This window comes from Rhodococcus sp. NBC_00294, from assembly GCF_036163995.1.
Classification (GTDB): Bacteria; Actinomycetota; Actinomycetes; order Mycobacteriales; family Mycobacteriaceae; genus Rhodococcoides.
This window is the reverse complement of record NZ_CP108043.1, coordinates 44,473-66,473: the sequence shown is the minus strand read 5'-3', so window position 1 is coordinate 66,473 and position 22,001 is coordinate 44,473. Positions and strand designations below refer to the sequence as shown.

Sequence of the window (22,001 nt, the reverse complement as noted above, 5' to 3'; positions counted from 1 at the left end):
CGCTCGCAGTCCGCGAAAGGACAACGATGGAATTCTTGACATTGTCACCCGTGTCGCTTCCGCAGCGACTCGTCGAGCTTCGCGCTCGCGTACGGGAGTTTCTGGCAGAGGAAACCGCTGCAGGGCGCATAGCTCCGCACTGCGACCAGTGGCTCGCAGGGTGGGATCCGGGATTCAGTCGACGACTGGCTGCGCAGGGGTGGATCGGCATGGCCTTCCCCAAGGAATACGGCGGATCCGAGGAAGGTGCCTTGGCGCGCTACGTCGTCACCGAGGAACTGCTCGCCGCTGGAGCTCCGGTGGCAGCGCATTGGATCGCTGACAGGCAGTCGGGTCAGGCGCTGATCAAGTTCGGTACGGAAGAGCAACGGCAGGCCTTCCTACCCGCAATCGCCCGTGGTGACTGCTATTTCGCGATCGGCATGAGCGAGCCCGACACGGGGTCGGACCTGGCATCTGTTCGTTGTCGCGGTGTCCGCGTCGAGGGCGGGTGGAGAATCAGCGGCACCAAGATCTGGACCAGCGGTGCGCATCACGCACACGCGATGATCGCGCTGATCAGAACGGAGGCCCAGGGGGAGTCCCGACATGCCGGTCTGACGCAGGTCATCGTCGAGCTCCCGGACCCGGATGTGGAGGTGCGGCCGATCAAGTTGTTGACCGGCGAGCATCACTTCAACGAGGTGGTCTTCCATGACACCTTCGTGCCGGATTCGCGCGTGCTCGGTGAGCCGGGGTCCGGTTGGAAGCAGGTCACCAGCGAACTGGGTCTCGAACGCAGTGGCCCTGAACGTATTCTGTCGACCTTCCCCCTGTTGGTGTCGGCGCTGGAGTACGTGGCCGGCGCCGGCTACCGGGTCGACCCGGTTGCGCTCGGTGAGTTGGTCTCTCGCTTGTGGGCTCTGCGACAGATGTCCTTGGCTGTGGCCGGGCGCCTCGAGCAGGGCGAGGATCCCGCGACCGCGGCCTCCATCGTCAAGGACCTCGGAACTCGTTTCGAAGGTGACCTGGTGGACGCCGTGCGAGCCATGGCCGGCGTCGAGCCCGACCTCGAATCAGCACAGAAACTCCCGAGAATGCTGGCCGAATCAATTCTGCACAGTCCGGGTTTCACCCTGCGCGGTGGTACGAACGAAATTCTGCGTGGAATCGTCGCGAAAGCAGTGAGGACGTCATGAGCGAGTTCACGCAGGCACTCGTCGACGCGGTGACCGATGCATGTGTCCGTCATCCCTCGACGACGTCGACCATCGAGGCGGGCTGGAACGCGCCGCTGTGGTCCGCCCTCGAGCAGATCGGAATCACCCTGCTGTCTGTTCCTGAGGAGCGAGGCGGCGCGGGTGGCGACATACTCACCGCTGCGGCAGTATTGGAGGTTCTCGGCGAACACAGCGCGACTGTCCCGTACGTCGAGACTGCGCTGCAGGCTGCCTGGTTGCTGGCTGCCGCGCGCGCGCCGATTCCGGCCGGACCTTTGTCTGCGGCGGTCGGCACAGGGTCGGTATCGCTCGACCGGACGTCGACCGGGTGGGTTCTGGACGGCACTGTCAACCGAGTCCCGTACGCCCGGCACGTCGCTCATGTCGTCCTGTTGGTCGGCGAGCACGTCGTGATGGTTCGCAGCCGCGAGTTCGAAGCCCTGCACGGAGCCAATCTCGCTGGCGAAGCGCGGGACTCGGTGACCTTCGACCGTGTTGCACTCGCATCGGACCGCGTGTTCGACGCCAGCGGGACCGAGGCGACCGCCGCGTTGTTCGAGGCACGCGGCGCCGTCGGGCGCATGGCGCAAACCGCGGGCGCAGCGAAGCGTGCACTCGAGATGTCGTTGGCCTACTCGGCGGAGCGGACCCAATTCGGTCGACCCGTCAGTGCGTTCCAAGCCGTCCAACATCTCATCGCCGAGACTGCGGGCGAGGTGGCGGTATGCAAGGTCGTCGCCGAATCGGCTGCTCTAGCGCTCGACGAGGTAGCGGAGTACTCGTTCGCGGTCGGTGCGGCGAGGACATCTGCCGGGTACTCCGCAGGTGCTGTGGCGCGAATCGCTCACCAGATTCACGGGGCCATCGGATTCACCGAAGAGCACGACCTCCGGCTCAGCACCACCAGGATCTGGAGCTGGCGCGAGGAATTCGGCAGTGTCCGACGCTGGTCGGAGTCGGTCGGGACGGCGGTTGTCGATGCAGGTGCAGACGGACTGTGGCCGATGCTGACGGCCCACACGGTCGCGGCGGACGCCCCGAACTGACTCCGTCTCCGTGGTCGGGGCCTGTCCGATAGGAGGGCCCCGACCGCAGAATGTGGAATCAGCTCCACTCGGCGATGAGCTCGTCCGTATCCGTCGTCGCGAGTGGCGGCCGCCGGGGGGAATCGGGTGCGGTGCGGGAGAAGCGCGGCGCCGGGGCGGGTTGCACGATCCCGTTCATCTCGGTCACGGTGCCTCGGGCGACCATGTGCTCGTTCGATGCAGCCTCGTCGAAGGACAGGACCGGTGTGACGCACGCATCGACCGAGGCGAACGCAGCCACCCACTGCTCGCGAGGGCGGGAGAGGAAGGCGGCGGTGAGTCGCGCCCGTAGCTCGGGCCACCGGGATCGATCGTGCTGATCGGCCAGGTCCGTGCCGACGACGCCAGTCGTCTCGAGTAGCCGCTCATAGAACTGCGGTTCAACGGATCCGACGGCCATGTACTCACCATCAGCGCACTCGTACGTGTCGTAGAACGGCGCACCGCCGTCCAGCAAATTTTCCCCGCGGTGCGCTGTCCACGACCCTCCGCCGTACATCGACCACATCATGTGGGCCAGCATGCTGGCACCGTCGACCATGGCCGCGTCGACGACCTGTCCTTCGCCGGACCGTTCACGCTCCCAGAGCGCGGCCAGGATCCCCGTGACGAGGAACATCGAACCGCCACCGAAGTCGCCTATCAAGTTCAGCGGCACAACGGGTTTGTGATCGGCGGGCCCTACCGCTTTCAGGATCCCGGAGACGGACAGGTAGTTGATGTCGTGGCCGGCCTTCGCAGCCAGTGGACCGTCCTGGCCCCATCCGGTCATCCTGCCGTACACGATCCGGCGATTCACGGCGCGGGCGTCCTCGGGCCCCACCCCGAGTCGCTCGGCGACGCCGGGCCGGTAACCCTCGATGAAGACATCAGCGCGCTCCATCAAGGCGAGAACACTCGCGCGGTCGCTGGATGACTTCAAATCTGCGGTGACCGTGCGTCTTCCACGCAGTTGCTCATTGCGTCCGTGCGTACCGAGGCCGAACGGGGTGTCCGGCCGCTCGACTCTGACGACGTCCGCGCCGAGATCCGCAAGAATCATCGCAGCGTGAGGGCCGGGACCGATGCTGGCCAGCTCGACCACACGCAGACCACTCAAGGGGCCCGTCATCGGGCCGCACCGACCAGTGCGTCGGGACTGTTCTTGTCGTACGGCGGCTGTACACCGGCAAGGGTGCACAGAACCTGATCGATGAAGGTCCGAAGGACAGCACCGGAGTCGATGTTGTCGGGGTCCAGTTTCCACAGGTAGCCGACGCCCCGAAGCTGCGCGACGATCACCGCGGCGTGCTGTTCAGGATCGTTGTGCGGGACGATGGAACCGTCCTCCACACCTCGACGTATGTAGGTCGCGATCCGGGTTCGCTGATTTTGGTGGAAGGCGACGAATCGATCTCGCAGTTCGGGTACGGGGCCGACTGCCTCGAAGATGAGCGCGTAGAGCACTGTGAGGGAGTTCGGACTCTTCTCGTATGCATTCTTGATTCCGTTGAGCATCACTCCGAGTGATGCGAGTCCCGTGAGTCCCTTCTGCTCGGGCTCGAGGGTCTCCAGATCCCAACGGACGACAATCTCCTCGACGAGTGCCTCGAGCAGTTTTGCCTTCGATCCGAATCGTGCCGTTGCCAGACTTCGGCTGTACCCGGCACGCTCGCCCACCGTGGCCAGCGTCATCGACTGGTAGCCGCCCTCTGCGACCAATTCGCCGGCTGCTCGCAGCAAGAGACGGGTGGAGCGTTCGGATCGGACTTGATGCCCGTTCAACGTCTGCTTCGATTCCATGAGGCGATCCTAGTTTGTTCGGCAACAAGAGACAGTCGGTCACGCGCCGACGATGGCGTCAAGCGCGTCGTCCCGGCACGCGGCGGGGGCGGCCCGGTCGATTCCGGAAAGGATAGCTGTTGAGCCAACAATGTATACCTGGAGAAGGGGCGGCGTGGCCGATCGGACTCCACTGCGATTGGGTTGTCGATCATAATTGGTTGACAAACTAATACCTGGAGCACGACACTTCATGTGACGCTCGTCTCCAGACGTGCCGTCATCCACTCGGTGCGTCACGCGCCTACGAGTCTGCGTGGGAAGGGAAGTCATGCGAGCAGCAGTCATCCGGGGTGTAGGTCGACGGTTCGAGATCGAGGATGTGACCGTCGACGACCCGATCGACCACGAGGTCTTGGTAGAGGTGCGAGCGTCCGGCCTCTGCCACAGTGACATCACCGTGGCGACGACAGACATGGGCGTCCCGATGCCGAGCGTCCTCGGTCACGAGATCGCCGGCGTCGTCATCGCCGTCGGACCGGCCGTCACCCGGATCCGCGTCGGCGATCACGTGGTGGCAGCCGCATTGCAGCCGTGTGGTGCCTGCCGTGCATGTCTGCGGGGAAAGCTATGGGCCTGCACCAATCCCGGGGCGCTCGATCGGCACGCAGAAGCGGACCCGCGACTGACCGGTGTCGAAGGTGCTGTGGGCCAACTTCAAGGACTCGGCGGCTTCGCCGAACAGGCGCTGATACATGAGAACCAGCTCGTCGCGATCGATCCCAGGATGCCGTTCGAACAGGCATCGCTCATCGGGTGCGCCGTTGCCACCGGTGGCGGCGTGGTGCTGAACATCGCCCGAGTCGAGCCGGGAGACTCCGTGGCCGTGTTCGGCTGCGGCGGTGTCGGTCTCAATGCGATCCAGGTTGCGTCACTTGCGGGCGCCACCCGCATCATCGGGGTCGACGTGCAGCCGGAAAAACTCGATCTGGCGAGAAAGTTCGGAGCGACGGACACGGTCGACTCCTCGCGCGTCGATGTCGTGAAGGCCATCGCCGAGATCACGGAATCAGCAGGGGTCGACCATTCGTTCGTCATGGTCGGCGTGCCGTCCGTGGGCGATTCTGCCCTCGCTGTGCTGGGGCGCGGCGGAACGGTGTATCTCGTCGGAGGGATGTCACAAGGGGCGGAACTCGTGCTCCGTCCCTCGCCGGGAGAGAGTGCCTTGCTGCCGTATCAACTCGGTGTGCGCGGAACATGGCTCGGAGCGTCGAACTTCTACCACGACATTCCGCTGTACGTCGATCTGTATCTGACGGGTCGCCTGAATCTCGATGACCTGGTGTCGCGAACCATCGGCCTCGACGACATCAACGAGGCCTACGCAGACATGGAACGGTCGGCTACCGCGAGAACGGTCATCACGTTCCCGAGTGCGTGAGACTCGCGCAACCAACGACTCCGGTATCCCGCGAGCGGCGAGGAATGCCTCGCGGGATACCGGGCTTCACCAGTCGGCCTCGTAGATCGCGTCCGCCGGATACAAGGCCCCGAAGTGCGCCGTCGAGGGAATGCCCCCGAACACATCAACGAAGTCCGCGATCGGCGTCATCTGATGTGCGTAATCGAAGATGACCGTGCGCCGGAGCACTTTCCACACACCTTCCCGCTTCTCACAGAAGTCGCGGTATCGCCCGCCCATAAGATCTATGCGATCGTCGTCCGGAAGAACCATGAGGTACAGCACCGCGGATTCGCGCCGCGCAGTGTCGCCGTTCAGATCGATGAGGACGTTCGTGATGTAGTGATGTGACCGATGTCCACCATTCTTCTGATTCTCACAGGCCCAACGGCAGAACTCATGTGCAGAGCCCACGTAGGCACCATGATCATCCGTGGCTTCGGGCCAAAAGGTGGATTGCATGGAGTGTAGGTCTTTTCGGTCCATGCCTCGGCAATACAGCGCCATGTTCTCGTTCAGTCGACTCTTGTCGAGCAACTCCGCTACGTCACGCGCATCGATGTCGGTCGAGTTCTCCTCGAACGGCGTCATGTGTAGATCTTCCTTCCCAGAGCGAGAATGTCCTCGTTGCTGAAGTCTTGTCGCGCAGCCATCACCTGCCCCGCGAGAAGGTCGCGTCGTTCGGCTTTGCGAGACCGGTCGGCGCGCGCGAGAGCGACGCGTAGCCCGTCGAGCGACAGATCGGTGCAGTACGCGGGCGTCCCTGGTTCCTGCCGCCAAGATTGCGCGAGATCGCCGGCGTCGAGAGCGTCGAATCCGCTCGTCTCCATGAGTTCGAGACCCATCTGCCTGGCGCTCGGTTCGTCACCCGCAACGGGAAGTGCTATCCGTTGCGGTGACCCAGCCGGTGTGCCTTTCGTTGCCAAGCTGCCCGCGAGCACGGAATTCCACGCTTTCACCACGGGCCGGCCGATGACCTCCGAGACCCATTGGCTCTCGGTCGATCCGCCGAAGTCGATCGTGGTCCCGTCGCGGAACGGAAAGTAGTTGGACGTATCGATGACCACCGTCTCGTGCGGTGCATCGACGTACAGCGGCGCCAGGCCCGGGATCGATGCGAACGGTATCGACATGATGACGACATCCGACTGCTGTATCGCGGTCGCCGCATGAACGGCGCGTGCGCCCACTGTCTCGGCGACTTCCAGGATCGTCTCCGGTCCCCGTGAATTCGCCAGTGCCACCTCATGACCTGCACCCCCCAGGGCGCGGGCGAGCGTTCCACCGATCTTCCCGGCTCCCACTATTCCGATCTTCATGGCGTGCTCCTGTGTCGGTCCGGTGTGGTGCGGGACATGGTCATCATCGGATCAGGAGAACACCGGAAGAGTAGCGTGTCAACCAGCAATATTTCTTCACCGCGTCGACGGGAACATCGAGGGTTGACAGGTTTTGCTAGTTGACTAACTATTAATTGCGATGGGCGCTGCCATCCACCACCGAATACCGAACGAAAGTGACGTCATGACTGAACCAGCACCGCCTCGCAGGTCCGCTCTCTATGTGCCGGGCAACAACTCCCGTGCCTTGGGCAAGGCTGCAACGCTCGCTGCCGACGTGTTCATTCTGGATCTCGAGGACGCGGTCGGTGACGACGTGAAGACGGAGTCGCGCGAGCGCGTGATCGACGTCGTGCGAACGGGTGTGCTGGCACCGCGCGAGGTCGTGGTGCGCATCAACGGGGTGGGCACGCCCTGGCACAACCCCGATGTCGTCGCCGTCTCCGGTTCCGGTGCGGACGCCATCCTGGTTCCGAAGGTCGAGTCTGCAGACCAGGTGAGAATGCTCGTCGACTCGATGGTCGCCGCGGGAGCTCCGGCGCGAACGAAGCTGTGGGTGATGGTCGAGACACCGCGCGCGTTCCTGCATGCCGAAGAGATCGCCACCGCGAGTGACCGCGTCGAGGTTCTGGTCATCGGCACGAACGATCTGGTGAACGACCTGCGCGCACGCGCGGTATCGGGCCGCGGCCCTGTTCTGACCGCCCTGTCGTTGGCGGTGCTCGGGGCGCGTAGCGCCGGCAAGGTCATTCTCGACGGTGTCTTCAACAAGATCGGTGACGATGCGGGCTTCGCGTCCGAAGCCCGGCAGGGGCGAGAGATGGGCTTCGACGGCAAGACCGTCGTGCATCCGTCTCAGATCGGACCGGCCAATGACACGTTCGGCCCGTCGACGGATGAGATCTCGCACGCTCGAGCCGTGGTGTCGGCATTCGACGAGGCCAGAACTGCAGGGAAAAGCGTTGCCACTCTTGACGGGACGATGATCGAAGCTCTACACGTGCGGGACGCACAACGAATTCTGGATCTTGCCGGGCGTATCGACTCCCGGTCACAGGTTGCGACGACGAATGGATCGACACATGGGTGAGTTCGATGGAAAAGTAGCTTTCATCACTGGGGCGGCGCGCGGTCAGGGTAGGGCACACGCAGTCATGCTCGCCGAAGGCGGTGCGGACATCATCGGCCTCGATCTCTGCGATCAGGTCTCCACAGTCGACTACCCGATGTCGACGGTCGAGGACCTGGACGAGACCGTGAAGCTGGTGGAGAAGACCGGACGCCGCATGATCGCAGAGGTGGGGGACGTTCGGAAGCGAGACAGCGTCGAATCCATCTTCCGGCAGGGGCTGGCCGAATTCGGCAGGATCGACTTCGTCATCGCGAACGCGGGCATCATGCCTATCTGGGGTGAACATTCGGACACCCCGCAAGCGTGGACCGACTGCCTCGACATCATGCTGACGGGCGTCCTGAACACAGTGGAGGTCACCTGGCCGACACTGGTCGAGCAGGGTGACGGCGGTTCGATCGTGATCGTCAGTTCCATGGCGAGCGTGCAGCCGATCATGCGCACTCTGGGTGGCCGCACTCTCGGAGGACTCGCGTACGGCGCAGCCAAGGCGGGCGTAGTCAACTTGATGGAGAACTACGCGAGCGTCCTGGCGCCGCACTACGTCAGAGTCAATTCCGTCCACCCCTCCGGTGTACGAACACCGATGATCACCAACGACATGGTGCGGGCTCGATTCGACGAAGCCAATCCTGAGGACCTGAAGGCGCTGGTCAACGCCATACCGGTCGATCTGCTCGAGGTAGACGATGTCTCGAACGCCGTGCAGTGGCTGTGTTCGGACAAGTCCCGCTTCTATACCGGCAGCCAGATGCGCATAGATGCGGGCGCTGCCCTCCGTTAGATCCAGTCCACACCTCGGACGGTGGAACTTGACGTGGCGGCACCGCTCGGTCGGTGTTGTATCGACCCTGGCGCGTACCAGCCGAACAGACTCGGCGGTGACGTCATCAGGCACAAGGAATGAGGTGTCGGGCGCGTGGTCGTTCGGTGTCTCCGCCTACGTCGGTTTCACATCTTGGCAGAACCGCTGACGCTACTGGTAGCCGTGGGTGTTGCCGCGTCAGCACATCCCGGCAGGGCACGCGGGAATCGAGACAGTCGGACCCACTGAACCCGGTGTGTCCGATCGCTGTGCACCAAGAGGGCGCCGTCGCCGCCCTCGGGGATGCGACCGAAAGCGCTGCCGGTGGAGGTGGCGGTCCGGCTCGGGCCGACAAGCCTGATGCCGATGACAGAGCCACGTCGGGCGTGTCCGAGGGCGGCCGTACGGATAATCTCCAGAATCAGAGGAGTAATCCTTGACACAGTATTGCTGGTTGGCTAACAATGAACCGACTGTGATCCGGCCAACACCGGCTCGCGGCCCGTCCGTCGGTAGCCGCCACAGGACGCTTCCGCCAAGCGCCGCAGTACTGATCAGCAGGAGACGCAGTGAATTCCTCTCAACAACTCAGCTCCCGTGACGCCCTCTACATCGCGGGCGACTGGGTCGAAGACGCAGACCGCCAGTGGCTCGACGTGGAGAGTCCGGTCACCGAAGAAATCATCGGCCGGGTGCCGTTGGCGCACGAAGCCGACGTCGACCGTGCGGTCGCAGCCGCAGTCCAGCTTCACGAATCCGGACTCTGGGGGTCGATGCCGGTTGCCGAACGCGCAAAGGCGCTCGTTGCTGTCGCCGACGCCATCGACCGCCGCGCAGCAGATTTCGAGCACCTGTACACCCTTGATCAGGGTGGACTGGCGTCATTCGCAGGATTCACCGCCGCCACCGCTGCGGTCATCTTCAGAGACACCGCGTCGCTGGCCGAGCAACTGGGCCTCGGACCCACACTGCGGGACACGCTCGCGGGCTCGGTGTACATCAGCCGCGAGCCGGTGGGACCGGTGGCCGCGATCGTCCCCTGGAACGCTCCGCTGGTGCTCGCCGCCGTGAAGATCGCGCCGGCACTTCTGGCGGGTTGCCCTGTCGTGGTGAAGGTTTCCACCGAGACTCCTCTGGTGTCGTTCTTGTTCGCCGAGGCAATCGCGGAAGCGGGCCTCCCGGACGGAGTGATCTCCTTCCTGCCCGGTACTCGGGAGCTCGGGCAGTACCTCATTTCTCGGCCCGGTATCAACAACATCTCGTTCACCGGAAGTACCGCTGCGGGGCAGAAAGTCCTCGCGACGGCGGCGCAGCGGATGACGCGCGTGACCCTCGAGCTCGGCGGAAAATCTGCGGCTCTGGTGCTCGACGACGCCGACCCGACGGTGTTCGCACCGATGCTCGCCTACGGGTGCACCATGCAGTCCGGGCAGGTGTGCACGACACAGAGCCGCATCCTGGTTCCCGCTTCCAGGGGCGACGAGTGGATCAGCGCTCTCACCGACGAGTTCGAGAAGCTGGTCCCGGGCGACCCGGCCGACGAGAACACCACCGTCGGTCCCTTGGTGTCGCGGGCGCAGGTCGATCGAGTCGAGGCGTACGTCGAGACTGCGCGCAAGGACGGCGCGACCGTATTGACCGGTGGTCGGAAGCCCGATGGAGACGCGTTCGAGCGCGGATACTGGTACATGCCGACTCTGCTCACGGGGACGACCTCCACCATGCAGATCAGCCGTGAAGAGGTGTTCGGCCCGGTGATCACGGTCGAGACCTACGACGACATCGACGCCGGCGTGGACGCCGTGAACGACACCGAATACGGGTTGAGCAACGGCATCTTCACCTCCGATGTGGACAGGGCGCTCGCGATCGCTCCGAGGCTAGACAGTGGTGCAGTTGCCATCAACGGGTTCGGCCCGACAATCACGGCTCCCTTCGGGGGCTACAAGATGTCCGGATTCGGACGTGAGGGCGGTATCGAAGGGGTCGAGGAATTTCTCGAGACCAAGCAGGTGAGCGTGCCTGCGACATCGTGAGCTTCCGCGCGTCGGTTGTTCATCACCACAGCGGACCCGGCCATGACTATGGCCGAATCCGCTGTGGCGTGTTCGCATCACTTGTGGCCTGACGCTGCGGCTTCACGACGCGAGTTCTCGCGAACGGCTGTACCTCTCGAACCGATCATCACGCGTTTGTGCCCATGGAAGCCGTAACGCGTACGGACGACTGATGTCGGTGCCGACCTTCGCGGACGTTCGATGCCTCGTCCCTTTTCGTTCCGAAAGTCGTCGTGCTGCGGCCCGTTACAGCTGTTGCCACCTTCGCGTTGCCGGAATGGACGCGACGCCGGCTCGATTGTCCGGCGTGGGGAGACGACTGGCCGTCGAAAACAATATGTGGTTGACAAACTATGAATCGTTGACCATGCTCTTGTGACGTGCCTCACGCGGACGCAGTCGTCGCGCTGACACGGAACCGTCAGGCAAGTACCAGCGCCGCTCCTGCGATCCGGGCTGTGCCGCGCCTTCGGGAATGCCCGGTGCCGACCCCGATGGACCAGTTCTACTGCGTTGCACCACCCCTGGCCTCATGAGGAGGCCACCGAAGATGAGGGAAGTCCGTGGAAGTTGACGATCGAGAACCACGTCTCAGGCTCGCGGGGGTGTCCAAGACATTCGGAGACACCCGCGTCCTTCACGATGTCGACCTGGAGATCGCGGGTGGCGAGGTGCATGCCCTGGTGGGACAGAACGGATCAGGTAAATCGACCCTGATCAAGATTCTGGCGGGATTTCACGATGCCGACCCGGGAGCCAGTGTGTTCGTCGACGGGCGCCCGGAAGTGCTCGGAGACCCTGACGGTATTCATGCAGCAGGGGTCCGTTTCGTTCACCAGGATCTCGGTCTCGTTCCTGCTCTCTCGGTGGTCGACAATTTGGCCCTCGGCCATGGATACGACACCGGTAGGGGCGGTCGGATCAGGTGGTCCTGGGCAACACACACTGCCCGAGATGCACTTCGAGCCGTGGGATACGAACTCGACGTCACCCGCGCCGTCGAGGACCTGCAACCGGTCGAGCGGACAGCGGTCGCCATTGCCCGCGCACTCCAGAGTGCACGCGGCGAGATGTCGGTTCTGGTGCTGGACGAGCCGACGGCAACGATGCCGAAAGCTGAAGTTCAGAGGCTCTTCGAGATCATCGACACGGTTCGCGCCCAGAACGTGGGCATTCTGTATGTCTCGCACCACCTGGAAGAGATTTTCGAACTGGCCGACACGATGACCGTGCTGGTGGACGGACGCAGGGTGGCCACCAAGCGGAGAGGTGAGGTCGACAGGAGTTCGCTCGTCGACCTCATGACCGGGGGAGTGGTCGATGCGGCACGGCGGCGGACCGGGTCGGTCGGCACCGATGTACTGCTGTCTCTGAACAGCGTCAGTGGGACCGAGTTGGTGGACCTGGACCTCGAGGTGCGCGCCGGCGAGGTGGTCGGCGTGGCCGGAATCACCGGATCGGGGCGAGAAGAGCTGTGTTCCTTGGTATTCGGGTCCAGGCCGCGAACGGGCAATATCACCGTCCGGGACCGCGCGCTGACGTCGGGGCGCCCTGACCACGGCATGAAACTAGGGGTCGCGCTCGTACCTGCGAACCGGTTGCGTGACGGGGTCATCGTCGGGCTCAACGTCCGCGAGAACCTTAATCTGACCACCGTCCGACGCCTCGTCCGGCATGCCAGGATCAGCCCGAAGCGCGATGTAGGCCAGGCCCGAGAGATCAGTCGCAAGATGACGGTCAAGGCCCCGTCGATCGAAGCGTCGATCGAGGCGTTGTCCGGAGGCAACCAGCAGAAGGTCGTCATCGGCAAGTGGCTTCAGACCGATCCCTGCGTGCTCCTGCTCGACGAACCCACTCAGGGGGTCGACGTCGCGGCCAAAGCCGAGATCCACCATCTCATCGACTCGGCTGCGGAAAGCGGTGTGGGCGTCCTTGTCTGCTCCTCGGACGAAGCAGAGCTCGAGCGCCTGTGCGACCGGGTCGTTGTCTTGCGCCACGGCGGCGTGGTGGGTGAATTGGTCGGATCGGACATCGACACGAAGCGACTCGTACGTATGAGCCTCGGGCTCACCTCATGACTTTCGACACGAAGGAGGGGTCGGACATGACCTCGAAGACAAGTCCGCGCTCACCCAACGGAGAACCGACCGATATGACAACGTCGATGCGCGACGCACCGTCCGAGCAGAAGCCGTCGGGCCCGGCCCGCATCACAGGCCTCCTGCGACTCGATAGCTTCTCCGGTCTCTATCTCGCTGCGATCCTCGTGGTGTTCTTCTCGGTGTTGCTGCCGCAGACATTCGCCACATCCAGCAACATCAGAGTGATCGCCGGCAGCGCCGCGATCGGGGGCATACTCACACTCGCGGTGGCGGTCTCGATGGCTGCCGGGACGTTCGACATCTCACTTGCCGCGAACATGACGTTCTCGGTGTGCCTCCTGGGCAAGCTGTTGACCAGTGGTGCACTTCCGTGGATACCGGCGGTCGTGTTGACCATCGCGGTAGGCGCGGCGATCGGCGCCGTGAACGCCGTCATCATTACGCGACTAGGTGTGGAACCCATCATCGCCACTCTGGGAATGTCGTCTGTTCTTGCAGCGCTGGCCTTCTGGGTGGCAGACGGTCAGACGATACTGCTCGACGGTGTCGGCACCAGTTTCACCGATGCCGGTCAGTCCATGATCGGAACGGTGCCGATCACCGTCGTCTACCTGGCCATCGTGTCGATCGGGCTGTGGTACATGCTCGAGCACACGCCTTTCGGGCGATACATCTACGCGATCGGCTCCAACCGGCAGGCTGCAAAGCTCGCCGGCATCAGGGTGGATCGGGTTCAGGCCACGTCGTTGATGATCACCAGTGCACTCGCAGCACTTGCCGGAGTCGTACTGACCATGCAACTGGGGGCGGCGTCCTTCGGCGCGGGTGCCCCGTACCTCTTGCCGGCATTCGCCGCAACCTTCCTCGGCTCCACCCAAATTCGGCCGGGACGGTTCAACGTCGTCGGCACGATCGTTGCCCTCTATCTCTTGGCGATCTCGGTGAAGGGGCTGCAGCTGCAGTACCCCGACCTGCCGTGGATCAAGGATCTGGTCGAAGGCTCAGTGCTCCTGGTTGCGGTCAGTATCACGGCTCGCGCAGTGCGAAACCGCAGAAGCGGCAGATAAGTCAGCCCGTCACCACAGCCCACACTCAATCGTAAAGGTGCGTCATGTCTCCCTCCCGAAGAAGCACGCTTCACCAACTCGCCCGTCGTTTTGCCGGGGTCGTCGTCATCGCGACTCTCTTCTGCGGTGTGTCCGCATGTAGTACGCCCAGTACCGAATCGGCACCGAGCGGCGGCAGCCTGACAGCAGCTCAGCAGGAATGTGTCGACAAGGCGGACGCCTACTTCGAGACTCGCGCTCCTCTGCCGGAATCGTTGCCCCCGGAGCTCACTCCGCTGAGCAAGAAGCCTCGAGAGGGCCTGACCATCACCCGTGTCTTCGCAGGTGCGGTTCCGACAGATGCCGAAGTGTCGCGGAAGATGAACGAGGCCGCCCCGGTGCTCGGGTGGACAGGCAAGTCCGTCGCGTACGACGGGTCCGTCGAGGACGCCAACCGGAAGCTCCTGGACGCCATCGGAAACTCGGACATCGTGACGCTGGCAGGCGTTCCGGAATCCGCGCTGCAGGCGCCGATCGCAGCAGCGAAGGACAAAGGCGTCCTGTTGATGCTCGACTCCAAGAACCCGCCGGTGTCGATCCCGGGCTTCGGAGCCACGGTCCTCGGAGGCGACCTCTGGACACAGATCGGTGAACCCGCTGCGTATGCCGCGCTGAAGGCGACCAACTGTCAAGGCAGCGTGGCAGTGTTCGGTGTCGCAGCCGATGCGATGCGTGACTTGGCGGCGGGTATCGATCAGACGATGAAACAGGAATGCACCGAGTGTGGATATTCCTACACGGAGCTGCCTTTCAGCGATATCGGGTCGCCGGCAGCAACGACAGCAGTGACGTCCAAGCTCCAGGCCGACCCGTCGGTCGCGCTCGCCTTCTTCACCGTGGGTGATCTCGCGAAGGGGATCGAGCCGGCTCTCAAGCAGGCAGGACTTCAGACGAAGATTGCCGGCGCTCTTCCGAGCGCATCGAACCTCGTGTCTCTGGAACAGGGCAAGGACGAATTCTGGTTGGGACTCCCGCAGGACATGACGGCATGGCTCGTGCTGGACACGGCCGCGCGTGCGCTCGACAGTGGGCAACCGACAGTGGGCAACGTGTACCCGGTTCCGCTCTACACCTCCGACAACATCGAGACGACGGACGAGGTCCCGGTGTACCCGAAGAATTACCGGGCCGAATTCGAGACACTGTGGAAGGTCACGCCGTAGTTCACCACCCGGAACGCCGGCGAGCTGGTTCGAACACAGCTCGCCGGCGTTCCGCGCATCATCGCGGCGGAGTGGCAACGCGCAGACCTCGTGGGACAGCGTCCTCCAGGACGAGTCACGCGCCAACCGCCCGCTGGCATCACCTTTACCCGATTCGCAACATCGATCACGAGAGCTTGGAGAATCCATGACTGTTCCGGCCGCGCGCCCGTCGGCAGAGAAGTTTCACGACGTCGAAGCAGGTGAGTCGATCTCTTCCATGAAACGGCGCAGACCTCCGACGGCGAGGTTGACAGCTGTAGCTGCTCTCGCGGTCATGGTGATGACCGCAGCGTGTGGTGGCAACGGGGAGACGGGATCACGCACTGACAGCGAGTCCTCCACTCCTACAGCAGAACCGGTCTTGTCTCTGACGGATGTCGAACAACCACCCGAGGATATTCTGCCGCTGAACGGGACGGACTATCTTGCGCTCAGTTCGATCACCTCTGCCGATCACCCGGGAGGACTGAGTTTGTTCGACCGACGGACGAAGACGGCGCAGCCGTTGTGGCCGTCACCCGACGTCGTGTACGAACCGGATACCGAAGCCTTCCCCGGATGCGACGCACCGCCGGACGAGGGCAAGGCGGCCACCCATGGCATCAATGCGGTGGAGACGGAGCCCGGCAAATTCATGCTCTATGCCGTGTACCACGGGAGCCGCGAGTCCGTCGAAATCTTCGACCTGGACCTGACCGGTGGAAACAGCAGGGTGGCGTGGCGTGGTTGCGTCGTCGTTCCCGAGGGTGTCGCGGCCAATGGAGTCGTCGCGATGCCGGACGGCGGTATCGCCGTCACGAACTTCACCGATCCGCGGGAACCGCTGCTGCCACAGCTGTTCACAGGCGAACCCAGTGGGTCCGTGTACACATGGCAACGTGCACGAGGCTGGTCGGAGGTCGCCGGTAGTGCGGCATTCGGACCGAACGGCGTGGAAGTGTCATCCGACGGCGAGACCTTGTACATCGCCGAGGCGATGAAGAAGCGCGTGGTCTCCATCCCGGTCACGGGCGGAACGCTGACGGAGGTCGCCACCATGTCGTTCCTCCCCGACAATCTGCGATGGAGCGAGGACGGTGCTCTGCTGACGACCGGAATGGAATACGAGCCTCTCACTGCCGAATCCATCCAGTCGTGTGCGATGGAAGGAACCGGCTGTGTTCCCGGATTCACCGTCGTGTCGGTCGACCCTGTTGCGAAAACATCCGACACCGTCTTCAGCACTACGACGGACGACTACCGGTACGCCACTGTCGCGGCACAGGTGGGATCCGAGATCTGGATCGGTGGAAATGCCATCTCACAGATCGGTCTGATCACCGGGCTGCCCTGATTTCGGCGGCCAGCATCCGCCTGCATGAAGCCTGTCCAGGACGCGAACAGAGAAAGTCGAACAGCTGGTGAAAAATTCTCGAGAAGCAGGGCCGCTGGTCGGCGTCGTGCGCGAGACGAACGAGGGGGAGCGCCGGGTGGCGCTCGTTCCGAAGGTCGTCTCCGCACTCACGGCCAAGGGCGTACGCGTGGTGGTGGAGGCAGGTGCCGGGCTCGGCGCGCTCATCCCCGACCAGCTGTACGTCGATGCCGGCGCGAGCATCGGTGACCCGTACAGCGCGGACATCGTGGCGAAGGTGGCGCCGCCGTCGTCGGCGGAGGTGCGCAAGCTGCGCCGCGGGTCGACGCTCGTCGGCTTCCTCGCGCCGCGCAATGCGGACACGATCATTCCCGAGTTGACCGCTGCGGGCGTGCAGGCATTCGCCGTGGAAGCGATTCCGCGTATCTCCCGTGCACAGGTGATGGATGCGTTGTCCTCGCAGGCCAACGTCGCCGGCTACAAGGCGGTGTTGCTCGCGGCGTCGGAGTCGACGCGATTCTTCCCGATGCTCACCACCGCGGCGGGCACGGTGAAGCCGGCGACGGTGCTGGTGCTCGGTGTGGGTGTGGCGGGACTGCAGGCGTTGGCGACGGCGAAGCGTCTCGGTGGCCGCGCCACCGGGTACGACGTGCGTCCCGAGGTGGCCGATCAGGTGCGCTCGGTCGGTGCGCAGTGGCTGGATCTGGGGATCGACGCTGCCGGTGAGGGCGGGTATGCCCGTGAGCTCACCGAGGACGAGCGTGCGCAGCAGCAGGCGGCGCTGGAGAAGGCGATCTCGACGTTCGACGTCGTCATCACCACCGCTCTGGTGCCGGGTCGTCCGGCGCCGAAGTTGGTCACCGCGGCGGCTGCCGCGGGGATGCGACCGGGCAGTGTCGTCGTCGACCTCGCGGGGGAGACCGGTGGCAACTGCGAGCTGACCGAGCCGGGTCGCACGGTGGTGAAGAACGACGTCATCATCGCCTCGCCGCTGAATCTGCCGGCGACGATGCCCGAGCACGCGAGTGAGCTGTACTCGAAGAACATCTCGGCGCTGATCGAGCTGATGCTCGACGAGAACGGTGCGTTCGCGCCCGACTTCTCCGACGAGGTCCTCGCGAAGTCCTGCGTGACAGGCATTCCGGCGGTTACCGCATGATCGCGACCACGCTGACCAAGGTGATGATGATTCCGGTCCTCACAGTTCTCGACAGAGTCATCGGGTCACCCGATGATCCTGAGATTGAGTTCTGCGCCAATCTCTTCGACGATCAGGCGCCTTCGGCTGCCGCCACGGAAGGTTCCTGATGTACACGTCCCTGCTCGCGAACATCGCGATCCTGGTGTTGGCCGGGTTCGTCGGTTTCGCTGTCATCTCGAAGGTGCCGAACACGCTGCACACGCCGCTGATGTCGGGTACCAACGCCATTCACGGCATCGTCGTGCTCGGCGCCCTCATCGTGTTGGGCCGGTTGCCGGAGGACGCGCCGTGGGGCGTGCGGATCATCGCGTTCGTCGCGTTGATCTTCGGCACGCTCAACGTCGTCGGTGGGTTCCTGGTGACCGACCGCATGCTCGGCATGTTCAAGGGCAAGAAGGCGCCCGCTGCTGTGTCGACGGCAACCGGCGAGAAGGGTGCTGATTCCTGATGAACAATCTCGTCAACATTCTCTACATCGTCGCGTTCGCGATGTTCATCTACGGCCTGATGGGTCTGACCGGCCCGAAGACGGCGGTGCGCGGCAACTGGATCGCCGCTGTCGGTATGGGTATCGCCGTGGTGGCGACTCTGATCGAGGTCCGTGACACGGCGGCGATCAACTGGATCCTCATCGCCGCGGGTCTGGCGATCGGTGTCCTGCTGGGTGTCCCGCCGGCCAAGCGCACGAAGATGACGGCGATGCCGCAGCTGGTGGCGCTGTTCAACGGCGTGGGCGGCGGCACGGTCGCGTTGATCGCGTGGTCGGAGTTCATCGAGACCGACGGTTTCTCGGCGTTCCAGCACGGTGAAGAGCCGACGGTGCACATCGTCATCGGGTCACTGTTCGCGGCGGTCATCGGGTCGGTGTCGTTCTGGGGTTCGCTGGTGGCGTTCTTGAAGCTGCAGGAGCTGCTGAACAAGAAGGTCGAGAATGCGTTCGTGAAGAACGCCCGCATCTTCCAGCTCACCAACATCGTGTTGCTGCTCATCGCGGTGGCGGTGTCGGTCTACATCGGTGTGAAAGCGACCCCGGGTGAGGGCACGTCGCAGTGGTGGATCGTGCTGGTGCTCGTCGCGGCGGCGCTGATGGGTCTGTTCGTGGTGTTCCCGATCGGCGGTGCGGACATGCCGGTGGTGATCTCGCTGCTGAACGCGTTGACGGGGTTGTCGGCTGCGGCGGCGGGGTTGGCGCTGAACAACACCGCGATGATCGTGGCGGGCATGATCGTCGGCGCGTCCGGCACCATCCTGACCAATCTGATGGCGACGGCGATGAACCGGTCGATTCCGGCGATCGTGTTCGGGTCGTTCGGTGGCGGCGGCGCGTCCGCGGTCGGTGGCCCGGACGATGCCGGCGGCACGGTGAAGTCCACCTCGGCGGCGGATGCGGCGATCCAGATGGCGTACGCCTCGCAGGTCATCGTGGTCCCTGGCTACGGTCTCGCGGTCGCGCAGGCTCAGCACGCGGTCAAGGACATGGCGTCGATCCTCGAGTCCAAGGGCGTGGAGGTGAAGTACGCGATCCATCCGGTGGCCGGGCGCATGCCGGGTCACATGAACGTGTTGCTCGCCGAGGCGGACGTGGAGTACGAGGCGATGAAGGAGATGGACGACATCAACGGGGAGTTCTCCCGCACCGATGTCACCCTGGTCATCGGCGCGAACGATGTCACCAACCCGGCGGCGCGCAACGATCCGAGTTCGCCGATCCACGGGATGCCGATTCTGAACGTGGACGAGTCGCGGTCGGTGATCGTGCTCAAGCGGTCGATGAGCTCCGGGTACGCCGGTATCGACAATCCGTTGTTCACGGCGGATCGCACGTCGATGCTGTTCGGGGATGCGAAGAAGTCGGTCAACGCCGTCATCGAGGAACTCAAAGCCCTCTAGGTGTACCCGGCCCTGATGCCCCGCCCGCTCACCGGCGGCGGAGCATCAGGGCCGCGGTGTCGAGAGGGGACCGGACGTGATCCTTGACGGTCGAGACGCAGACCCGAAACGGGACGCTCCGGCACGCGGCACAGTTCCTGTCGAAGTTGGACGAGACCGTCCGCTGTCAGTGACTCGATATCGCCGCGTCCACCAGACGTTGCGCTGCCATCACGACAGTGGCGTGAGGGCCGCGAGAAACTGGCGCGGGGAACATCGATGCATCGACGACCGACAGACCGCGAGCACCCCTCACCCGCCCGGTCAGGTCGACGACCGCCAAAGGATCGTCGTCGAACCCCATTCGCGCTGTACCCATCGTGTGCAGCGAACCTCCCAAGGGTGTCGTGGCACCGATTCCGGCAGGTACGTGAATGTCCGACGCCAGTCCCGAAGCCCTCAGAATGTCCGTGGCGAGGTCGATTCCACGACTCAGTGCGGTCCTGTCCTCTTCGGTCTCTCCATACCTGTGCTCGACATTCGGTGCGGAGAACGGATCATCGGACACCACGTCGATGGTCCCCCGCGCGTCGGGAGTCATGTGTGCGACGCCGATGGCCGGCAACATCGGCGAAAGTCCGGGTATCAGACGGTCGAATGACGCTGTGTACGGCCGGATCTCGATCGGACCGGAGTGCAGTACGACCTGGAGCGGTGTTCCTCGGTCGTCGGGTGCTCTTCTCGGTTGATAGTCGATCGTGATCTCGGGGTGGTCGGCCACGCCGACTCCGACTCCCGGGAGATGCTGCCTCACCGGAATGCCCACCCGTCGAAGCGTGCCTGCGGGTCCGATCCCGGAGTGCAGCAGCAGGTTCGGCGTGCGAACGGCTCCAGCGGCGAGCACCACCCGGTCAGCGTGGACGACGAAGGTTCCGTCGTCGTCGCGGCCGGTGACTCCGAGGACCGTGTCGCCGTCGAACAGCAGGCGCGCCACCTGCGAGCGCCCCCGGATGGTGATCTTGTCGGCGACGGGCGAGAGGTAGGCCTCGGCCATGGAGATTCTTCGCCCATGTCGCACGTTGGACGGGACCGCGCCGATACCGTCGCCCGCCGTGGGTGCGTTGAGGTCGTCGAGGTGTCGGTGCCCTGATGCGATTCCTGCCTGCAGGAATGCCTGTGCGACAGGCGCGGTGATCGCGCGTGTGACCGGAACCGGGCCGGTCGAGCCGTGATGGTCGAGCCGTCCGAAGTCGTGGTCGGTCTCGATGCAGTTGTAGTACCGGGTGACGGTGTCCCGGTTCCACAGGTCCTGCGGCCAGGTGTCGAAGTCCGAGAGGGGTGCGCGCACGAAGTAGGCCCCGTTGACGGCGCCGGATCCGCCGAGCACGCGTCCTCGCGTAGCGACGACGTGCTGATCCCCCGTCGTCCGCGCCGAGATGGGATCGATGTAGGGGGATTCGGGTCCGATCGGCATGCGGCGGGCGTTCGTCAGATCGGTCGGCCACGACTCGGTGGTCGAGGGTGCGAAGGTAGGGCCGGCTTCGATGATCAGGACCGAGGCGCCGGCTCGCGCGTACGTCGATGCGGCGACGCAGCCCGCGCTGCCGCCGCCGATGACGATGACGTCAACCACGGTCGGGACTGGAGATCATCGGAGCATTCCGCGGTCGTCGGGTGTCCAACGCTGGGCAGCCAAGACGAGGCGCTGTCTGAGTCCTGCGAGCAGGTCGGCGCCTTCGGCCGGGGTTGCGCCGCTGGGATCGCCGAGTACGCCGGACCCGGACACACTCGCCACGCCCGACGCTGTCAGGCGCTCCATCAGGGCGGTGATGGGATCGGTGTTACCGACGACCGCAGCCTCGATGACGACCTGCTCCGGTGCGATGTGCAGCATCAACGAGGTCTCGGTTCGCCCGGCATGGGCATCACCGCCGGGTACCCAGCACGGGAACCAGGCCACGTCGCGTCCCTCGTAGCGCAGAAGCGTGGCCGCGTCGGCGAGTGCGAATCCGTTGCCGCCGTGACCGTTCACGAAGATCACCCGGTCGGCCCATCGGCAGATCGAGCGGCCGTACTCGACGATGACGGTGCTCAGTGCCGTCCGACCGAGCGAGACGGTGCCGGGGAAGCCTTCGTGTTCGCCACTTGCGCCGTAGGAAAGGGCTGGGGCGATCCATGCATCCGACATGCCGGTTGCCACCGCCACGGCGATGGTGGTGTCGGTGGTCAGCGGGAGGTGGGGTCCGTGCTGTTCCACGGACCCAACCGGTACGACCACCAGTCCGCCGTCGACGTTCGGCCACCGAGCGGACCCCAGATCGGCCAC

Annotated in this window: 19 protein-coding genes and 1 pseudogene; 14 read left to right on the top strand and 6 right to left on the bottom strand. The window is 64.3% G+C overall.

Annotation, left to right across the window (positions count from 1 at the left end; genetic code table 11):
• Nucleotides 1-26: 26 nt before the first annotated feature.
• Nucleotides 27-1,178, top strand: coding sequence for an acyl-CoA dehydrogenase family protein (locus tag OHB23_RS00315; protein ID WP_328811694.1), 1,152 nt, complete (start codon nucleotides 27-29; stop codon nucleotides 1,176-1,178).
• Entirely contained in the window at nucleotides 1,175-2,245 is a 1,071-nt protein-coding gene (locus OHB23_RS00310; RefSeq protein ID WP_328810491.1) for an acyl-CoA dehydrogenase family protein, read from the top strand. The genes OHB23_RS00315 and OHB23_RS00310 overlap by 4 nt, the downstream gene beginning before the upstream one ends.
• A gap of 58 nt (nucleotides 2,246-2,303) precedes the next feature.
• On the opposite strand, the gene OHB23_RS00305 is transcribed toward OHB23_RS00310, so the two are convergent.
• Nucleotides 2,304-3,395 carry a CaiB/BaiF CoA transferase family protein gene (locus OHB23_RS00305; RefSeq protein WP_328810490.1) on the bottom strand — a complete coding sequence of 364 codons (1,092 nt, stop codon included), beginning with the start codon at nucleotides 3,393-3,395 and terminating at the stop codon, nucleotides 2,304-2,306.
• On the bottom strand, nucleotides 3,392-4,066 hold the full coding sequence (locus tag OHB23_RS00300; protein WP_328810489.1) for a TetR/AcrR family transcriptional regulator: 675 nt from the start codon (nucleotides 4,064-4,066) through the stop codon (nucleotides 3,392-3,394). The genes OHB23_RS00305 and OHB23_RS00300 overlap by 4 nt, the downstream gene beginning before the upstream one ends.
• A 310-nt stretch (nucleotides 4,067-4,376) precedes the next feature.
• Between OHB23_RS00300 and OHB23_RS00295 the strand changes: the two genes are divergently transcribed.
• Complete coding sequence (locus OHB23_RS00295; protein ID WP_328810488.1) at nucleotides 4,377-5,486, top strand: Zn-dependent alcohol dehydrogenase; 1,110 nt, start codon at nucleotides 4,377-4,379, stop codon at nucleotides 5,484-5,486.
• 66 nt (nucleotides 5,487-5,552) lie between these two features.
• Here OHB23_RS00295 and OHB23_RS00290 read toward each other — a convergent pair whose 3' ends face one another.
• The gene (locus OHB23_RS00290) at nucleotides 5,553-6,098 is read right to left on the bottom strand and encodes a nuclear transport factor 2 family protein (protein ID WP_328810487.1); all 546 of its coding nucleotides are present in this window, start codon (nucleotides 6,096-6,098) and stop codon (nucleotides 5,553-5,555) included.
• Nucleotides 6,095-6,847: pseudogene (locus OHB23_RS00285) on the bottom strand (NADPH-dependent F420 reductase); the annotation flags it as partial. The pseudogene OHB23_RS00285 and the gene OHB23_RS00290, both read right to left, overlap by 4 nt.
• 184 nt (nucleotides 6,848-7,031) lie before the next feature.
• Here OHB23_RS00285 and OHB23_RS00280 point away from each other — a divergent pair.
• The 11 genes from OHB23_RS00280 (at nucleotide 7,032) to OHB23_RS00230 (ending at nucleotide 19,696) form a co-directional block, all read left to right on the top strand.
• The gene (locus tag OHB23_RS00280) at nucleotides 7,032-7,937 is read left to right on the top strand and encodes an HpcH/HpaI aldolase/citrate lyase family protein (protein WP_328810486.1); all 906 of its coding nucleotides are present in this window, start codon (nucleotides 7,032-7,034) and stop codon (nucleotides 7,935-7,937) included.
• Nucleotides 7,930-8,763, top strand: coding sequence for a mycofactocin-coupled SDR family oxidoreductase (locus tag OHB23_RS00275; protein WP_328810485.1), 834 nt, complete (start codon nucleotides 7,930-7,932; stop codon nucleotides 8,761-8,763). The genes OHB23_RS00280 and OHB23_RS00275 overlap by 8 nt, the downstream gene beginning before the upstream one ends.
• A 590-nt stretch (nucleotides 8,764-9,353) precedes the next feature.
• Nucleotides 9,354-10,820 carry an aldehyde dehydrogenase family protein gene (locus OHB23_RS00270; RefSeq protein WP_328810483.1) on the top strand — a complete coding sequence of 489 codons (1,467 nt, stop codon included), beginning with the start codon at nucleotides 9,354-9,356 and terminating at the stop codon, nucleotides 10,818-10,820.
• 584 nt (nucleotides 10,821-11,404) lie between these two features.
• Nucleotides 11,405-12,919 (top strand): sugar ABC transporter ATP-binding protein, encoded by a 1,515-nt coding sequence (locus OHB23_RS00265; protein ID WP_328810482.1) that lies wholly within the window; start codon nucleotides 11,405-11,407, stop codon nucleotides 12,917-12,919.
• Between the two features lie 26 nt (nucleotides 12,920-12,945).
• Nucleotides 12,946-14,010 carry an ABC transporter permease gene (locus tag OHB23_RS00260; RefSeq protein ID WP_328810481.1) on the top strand — a complete coding sequence of 355 codons (1,065 nt, stop codon included), beginning with the start codon at nucleotides 12,946-12,948 and terminating at the stop codon, nucleotides 14,008-14,010.
• Nucleotides 14,011-14,054: 44 nt separating this feature from the next.
• Nucleotides 14,055-15,212: a sugar ABC transporter substrate-binding protein gene (locus OHB23_RS00255; RefSeq protein WP_328810480.1), complete on the top strand. Its 1,158-nt coding sequence runs from the start codon at nucleotides 14,055-14,057 to the stop codon at nucleotides 15,210-15,212.
• A 514-nt stretch (nucleotides 15,213-15,726) separates the two neighbouring features.
• Complete coding sequence (locus tag OHB23_RS00250; RefSeq protein WP_328810479.1) at nucleotides 15,727-16,587, top strand: SMP-30/gluconolactonase/LRE family protein; 861 nt, start codon at nucleotides 15,727-15,729, stop codon at nucleotides 16,585-16,587.
• A 64-nt stretch (nucleotides 16,588-16,651) separates the two neighbouring features.
• Nucleotides 16,652-17,764, top strand: coding sequence for an NAD(P) transhydrogenase subunit alpha (locus tag OHB23_RS00245; protein WP_328811693.1), 1,113 nt, complete (start codon nucleotides 16,652-16,654; stop codon nucleotides 17,762-17,764).
• On the top strand, nucleotides 17,761-17,913 hold the full coding sequence (locus OHB23_RS00240; protein ID WP_328810478.1) for a hypothetical protein: 153 nt from the start codon (nucleotides 17,761-17,763) through the stop codon (nucleotides 17,911-17,913). Before OHB23_RS00245 ends, OHB23_RS00240 begins: the two co-directional genes overlap by 4 nt.
• Complete coding sequence (locus OHB23_RS00235; RefSeq protein WP_328810477.1) at nucleotides 17,913-18,254, top strand: NAD(P) transhydrogenase subunit alpha; 342 nt, start codon at nucleotides 17,913-17,915, stop codon at nucleotides 18,252-18,254. Before OHB23_RS00240 ends, OHB23_RS00235 begins: the two co-directional genes overlap by 1 nt.
• Complete coding sequence (locus OHB23_RS00230; protein WP_328810476.1) at nucleotides 18,254-19,696, top strand: NAD(P)(+) transhydrogenase (Re/Si-specific) subunit beta; 1,443 nt, start codon at nucleotides 18,254-18,256, stop codon at nucleotides 19,694-19,696. The genes OHB23_RS00235 and OHB23_RS00230 overlap by 1 nt, the downstream gene beginning before the upstream one ends.
• A gap of 166 nt (nucleotides 19,697-19,862) precedes the next feature.
• On the opposite strand, the gene mftG is transcribed toward OHB23_RS00230, so the two are convergent.
• Together mftG and mftE are read right to left on the bottom strand one after the other, a co-directional pair.
• Nucleotides 19,863-21,308 carry a mycofactocin dehydrogenase MftG gene (gene mftG, locus OHB23_RS00225; RefSeq protein WP_328810475.1) on the bottom strand — a complete coding sequence of 482 codons (1,446 nt, stop codon included), beginning with the start codon at nucleotides 21,306-21,308 and terminating at the stop codon, nucleotides 19,863-19,865.
• Nucleotides 21,309-21,323: 15 nt separating this feature from the next.
• Nucleotides 21,324-22,001 carry a mycofactocin biosynthesis peptidyl-dipeptidase MftE gene (gene mftE, locus OHB23_RS00220; protein WP_328810474.1) on the bottom strand — a complete coding sequence of 226 codons (678 nt, stop codon included), beginning with the start codon at nucleotides 21,999-22,001 and terminating at the stop codon, nucleotides 21,324-21,326.

Bases quoted from the DNA above. Each gene is read 5' to 3' on its own strand.
- OHB23_RS00315 (WP_328811694.1), top strand. From the start codon at position 27: ATGGAATTCTTGACATTGTCACCCGTGTCGCTTCCGCAGCGACTCGTC.
- OHB23_RS00310 (WP_328810491.1), top strand. From the start codon at position 1,175: ATGAGCGAGTTCACGCAGGCACTCGTCGACGCGGTGACCGATGCATGT.
- OHB23_RS00305 (WP_328810490.1), bottom strand. From the start codon at position 3,395: ATGACGGGCCCCTTGAGTGGTCTGCGTGTGGTCGAGCTGGCCAGCATC.
- OHB23_RS00300 (WP_328810489.1), bottom strand. From the start codon at position 4,066: ATGGAATCGAAGCAGACGTTGAACGGGCATCAAGTCCGATCCGAACGC.
- OHB23_RS00295 (WP_328810488.1), top strand. From the start codon at position 4,377: ATGCGAGCAGCAGTCATCCGGGGTGTAGGTCGACGGTTCGAGATCGAG.
- OHB23_RS00290 (WP_328810487.1), bottom strand. From the start codon at position 6,098: ATGACGCCGTTCGAGGAGAACTCGACCGACATCGATGCGCGTGACGTA.
- OHB23_RS00280 (WP_328810486.1), top strand. From the start codon at position 7,032: ATGACTGAACCAGCACCGCCTCGCAGGTCCGCTCTCTATGTGCCGGGC.
- OHB23_RS00275 (WP_328810485.1), top strand. From the start codon at position 7,930: ATGGGTGAGTTCGATGGAAAAGTAGCTTTCATCACTGGGGCGGCGCGC.
- OHB23_RS00260 (WP_328810481.1), top strand. From the start codon at position 12,946: ATGACCTCGAAGACAAGTCCGCGCTCACCCAACGGAGAACCGACCGAT.
- OHB23_RS00255 (WP_328810480.1), top strand. From the start codon at position 14,055: ATGTCTCCCTCCCGAAGAAGCACGCTTCACCAACTCGCCCGTCGTTTT.
- OHB23_RS00240 (WP_328810478.1), top strand. From the start codon at position 17,761: ATGATCGCGACCACGCTGACCAAGGTGATGATGATTCCGGTCCTCACA.
- OHB23_RS00235 (WP_328810477.1), top strand. From the start codon at position 17,913: ATGTACACGTCCCTGCTCGCGAACATCGCGATCCTGGTGTTGGCCGGG.
- OHB23_RS00230 (WP_328810476.1), top strand. From the start codon at position 18,254: ATGAACAATCTCGTCAACATTCTCTACATCGTCGCGTTCGCGATGTTC.